Source organism: Desulfobacter sp. UBA2225 (genome assembly GCF_002348205.1).
GTDB lineage: Bacteria > Desulfobacterota > Desulfobacteria > Desulfobacterales > Desulfobacteraceae > Desulfobacter > Desulfobacter postgatei.
The window spans coordinates 1-4,217 of sequence record NZ_DDYV01000075.1 but is presented as its reverse complement, the minus strand read 5'-3'; the positions used below and the strand labels follow the sequence as shown (position 1 = coordinate 4,217).

4 protein-coding genes are annotated in these 4,217 nt (G+C 51.5%); 2 read left to right on the top strand and 2 right to left on the bottom strand.

Translation table 11 applies throughout. The features are described from left to right. Positions 1-174 precede the first annotated feature (174 nt). Both cobJ and B3D59_RS04065 read left to right on the top strand, forming a co-directional pair. On the top strand, positions 175-924 hold the full coding sequence (cobJ, locus tag B3D59_RS04070; protein ID WP_414646515.1) for a precorrin-3B C(17)-methyltransferase: 750 nt from the start codon (positions 175-177) through the stop codon (positions 922-924). Beyond that, complete coding sequence (locus B3D59_RS04065) at positions 921-2,435, top strand: cobyric acid synthase (protein ID WP_286817854.1); 1,515 nt, start codon at positions 921-923, stop codon at positions 2,433-2,435. The genes cobJ and B3D59_RS04065 overlap by 4 nt, the downstream gene beginning before the upstream one ends. A gap of 23 nt (positions 2,436-2,458) precedes the next feature. Here the strand turns inward: B3D59_RS04065 and B3D59_RS04060 are convergent, their stop codons facing one another. Next, the gene (locus B3D59_RS04060) at positions 2,459-3,454 is read right to left on the bottom strand and encodes a universal stress protein (protein WP_286817853.1); all 996 of its coding nucleotides are present in this window, start codon (positions 3,452-3,454) and stop codon (positions 2,459-2,461) included. Positions 3,455-3,516: 62 nt separating this feature from the next. Beyond that, positions 3,517-4,217: AAA family ATPase (locus tag B3D59_RS04055; RefSeq protein ID WP_286817851.1), on the bottom strand; the 701-nt coding region annotated here is incomplete at its 5' end.

Here is a 4,217-nt window from a genome sequence, read left to right as displayed (position 1 = left end):
TATATCAAATGAGCGAATGGGGAGGAGATGCTTTAGAATTTACTGAATTTTTGAACTGAACCCATAAAAAATGAGTGAGACTCAGTAAAAAGAAAGGAACAACAGTTGTCTGTTAATACGGAAAACGGCAGGCCGAACAGTAACCCTTGCCCTGGCGGCAATACCCTTTACATCATAGGTACAGGGCCCGGAAAGGCAGACCACATGTCCGGCCGGGCACGTCAGGTGCTGGAGGCCTGCGATATTGTGGTGGGGTACAAAACCTATCTTGAACTGATCGAAGATGTGATTAAAGACAAGCAGACCCTTGCCACGGGCATGACCAAGGAGGTGGACCGGGTTCAGGCGGCTATTGATGCCGCCCTTGGCGGCCACTGCTGCGCCCTGGTTTCCGGCGGTGATGCAGGTATCTACGCCATGGCAGGACTGGTTTTGGAGATGCTGGCATTAAAGAAGATTGCCTGCAATACCGGCGAACAAGGCGGCCTGTGGGTTGAGGTGGTGCCGGGCATCCCCGCACTTGCTGCCGGTGCTGCACTTTTGGGCGCGCCGTTGACCCATGATTTTGCAGCCGTCAGTCTAAGTGATCTGCTCACTCCCTGGGAGATCATTGAAAAACGTCTGGAAGCGGCGGCATTTGCCGATTTTGTTATTACTATTTACAACCCCAAAAGCAAAAAGCGCGACTGGCAGCTTAACCGGGCCATGGAGATCATTTTAAAACACCGGGCCGGCACCACCCCTGTGGGTATTGTCACAGGTGCCATGCGGGACAACCAGAAGGTGGTTTTGTGTTCCCTTAAGGATCTGGACAAGGCCGACGTGGGCATGCAGAGCATCGTGATTGTGGGAAACAGTTCTACATTTATCTATAATGAGTTAATGATCACCCCCCGGGGGTACAGCAAAAAGTACGAAATATGAGTATTGAGATAAAGCAGGCAAAATGTATCGCCGTTCTTGGTACAGGTTCTGATGTAGGCAAGAGCGTGGTTGCCACAGCCCTTTGCCGGATTTTTTCAGACCAAGGGCATAAGGTGGCCCCCTATAAGGCCCAGAATATGTCCAATAATTCTGGAGTGACCCCCGAAGGGCTTGAAATGGGCCGAGCCCAGATTGTCCAGGCCGAAGCCGCCCGCATTGCCCCCCATGTGGACATGAATCCGGTATTGCTCAAGCCCGTGACCCAGATCGGCTCCCAGGTGGTGTTGCTGGGAAAGGTGCATAAAGATCTGTCCGCTGCCGAATATCACCGGGAAAAGGCAAAACTTTGGGATACGGCCTGCGGGGCCCTGGATCGGCTGCGTGCCGGCAATGATGTGCTGGTGATGGAAGGGGCCGGTTCCTGTGCTGAAGTCAATCTCATGGCACGGGATATCGTAAATCTGAAAATGGCGGCATATGCCAAGGCACCGGTAATCCTCACGGCAGACATTGACCGCGGCGGGGTGTTTGCCCAGATCGTGGGAACCCTGGCCTGTCTGAACAAGGCCGAACAGGATATGATCGCAGGCTTTATCATCAACCGGTTCCGTGGCGATATTGCGTTGTTCAAAGAGGGCGTGGCATGGATCGAAAAAAAGACCGACAAGCCGGTTTTCGGCGTGCTGCCCTGGGTGAATCATCGTATTCCCAACGAAGACTCTGTGGTGATCGAGCAGGCTGTGGCCAAAATTGATCCTGCCAAGACCCCCACGGTGCTGGTGGTGCGTACCCCCCATATCTCCAATTTCACCGATTTTGATCCCCTGTTTCAGGTGGATGGATTAGGCGTCGATTTTGTTGAGCATCCAAGAGATCTGGCTGCCTATAAAGCCGTAATTCTGCCGGGTTCCAAGAGCACACGCAGCGACCTCAACTGGCTTGCCCGAACCGGTTGGGCTTCCAAAATTCAGACTTATGTAAAAAACGGCGGTCATGTTCTGGGCGTATGCGGCGGCTACCAGATGCTGGGCACCAAAGTCCATGACCCCCACGGTCTTGAAGGCACCCCGGGCGACACCGATGGATTGGGGCTTCTGCCCCTTGAAACGGTACTCAAAGCGCCTAAAACGACTACGATTTCCCGGTTTGAATGGGACGGCGTTCCGGGTCTTGGTTATGAGATCCACATGGGCCGGACAGTTTCCGCGGACCGGATTGCTTCGGGCAAACCCGAAGACAACGGCCTGTTAAGGGTAAAAGAGAGAAACAGGCAGGCCTGCACCGACTTTGACGGTGCCGCGGCCGACTTCGGGCGGGTCATGGGCACTTACATGCACGGCTTTTTTGACTCCGCTCCCATCCTTAAAAAATGGCTTTCGCTTCTGGGCTTAGGCAAACTTGAGCCCCCCGAATCCTGCGGTCTTCATGGGCGGGACCGGCAGTACGACATGCTGGCCCGCCATTTTGAAACCCATGTGGATGTGGCAGCTATTGTAAGCGCCATGAATTAAAAAAAAGTAATGGGCGCATTGCCTTATCCATGTCGCTTGCCGGTAAACACATGAATCGACCGGTCTTTCTCTTTACCGATTGCCGGGTCATTGGGCGCGTTTTCATCCCAGGAAACCAGGGCCTGCGGGTCCGTTACCACGATCACCGGACATCCGGCGCGGAAGGCGGTCCGCTCCACGGCACTGCCGGCATACCATTTTGTACCCTGTTTCTTTGTGTGGGATCCCAGAATGATTATGTCGGCATTGTTCTTTTCCGCACATTTAACAAGTTCCAGATGGGGCAACGCCCCGCCCCAGATTTGATAAGTGTAATCGGTCTCTTTGATCAAATCCCGGCAGAACGCTTCCAGGCGTTTTTTCGTATTTTTTAGGTCTGCTTCAGAATCTTCCTTGGTATACTTGGGATACGGCGGCACGGGGATCATGTGAAAGGGGAAAATTTTCGACCCGAATTTTTCCGCAGTTTTCCGGGCAAAAAACAAGGCGCATTCGCAGGATACGGAAAAATCCACCCCCACCACAATTTTTTTGAATGCCGCCGAGGACAAGTGAACTGAGGGATTGATAATCATCACCGGACAATTTTCCCGCATGACCACACCTTCCACGGTGCTGCCAATTTTTCCGGCCATCCGGACGGTACCCCTTTGAGCGGCACGTTCGGAATGGGGACCAAGAACGATCATGCCCGCGTTAAGGTGCCGAGATTGACGAACAATCTCTTCCCAGGGGAATCCGCAAACAACCTGAACATCAAAATCTATGCCCACCGGCAATATGGGTTTATAAAAATCGAAAAGTTCTTTCTGGACAATTTCCTGATATGCCGACGAAAAATTGATCTCCTCGCCGGTTTTAAAATCCTTAACCAGGTGTCGGTTGTTTTCATGGGAGGACTCCGCTACATGAAGAATGTTGAGCTTGGCTTGATGGGTTTCGGCGATGGCAGCGGCGCCTGTCACCACGGGGTCCTTAACTCCCACAAGGTCTGTCGCTGCTAAAATGTGCTTGAACATGGCTCCTCCTTTCTTTTTTTATGCATCAGGCCCTGTGCCTGTTGTTTGAGTACATTAATTTTTTAAATTATCCGGGGTAGAATTTTTGAAAGAGACGCATCCATGGATGCTTCGGTATCCACTTTTATATAGTGATTCGTCTCTGTTTTTCGAATCGGTTCAAACCGGGTCTTGAATGATTGAAAATGGGAAATCCGCGCATCAGATATTGTGTTCCGGCCCTTTCTCATGATCAACCTTTCTTGTAGAACAGGGTCCGGTACCGTGCATTCGGTAAACACGATGCCTGCACCTGATTGCTCAGCCATGGAAACCACTTGTTTTCGATATGTTTCCCGGCTGAAGGTCGCATCTATTACCACGGAGTTGCCTTTTTTAATTTCTTTTTCTGCCAGAGATACAAGCGCGTCATAGGTCCGGCCGGTAGCGGTTTCCGAATACATTCCTTTTTCAAAAGGCATGTTCTCAGGATCCGTCGGCGGGGCTGAAAAAATTTTTTTCCGGACCACATCCGAATTGATGGACCGGATATTCAGTGCCAGGCAAAGGGCTTGTGCCAAAGTGCTCTTTCCGGATGCCGGCATACCGCAGATTACCCAGATCATGGGTCTGGAGAAGCGATCGGCATACCGGTCCGAAAGGGCAAGGTATTTTTTTGTCTTTTTTAAAAGTTTATTGCGTTCCTGTTCGCAAACATCATGCTCCTGGAGGCGGATGCAATTAACCTTAAAGCGTACCATGGCCCGGTAGCATTTATAAAAAT

Bases quoted from the DNA above. Each gene is read 5' to 3' on its own strand.
- B3D59_RS04065 (WP_286817854.1), top strand. From the start codon at position 921: ATGAGTATTGAGATAAAGCAGGCAAAATGTATCGCCGTTCTTGGTACA.
- B3D59_RS04060 (WP_286817853.1), bottom strand. From the start codon at position 3,454: ATGTTCAAGCACATTTTAGCAGCGACAGACCTTGTGGGAGTTAAGGAC.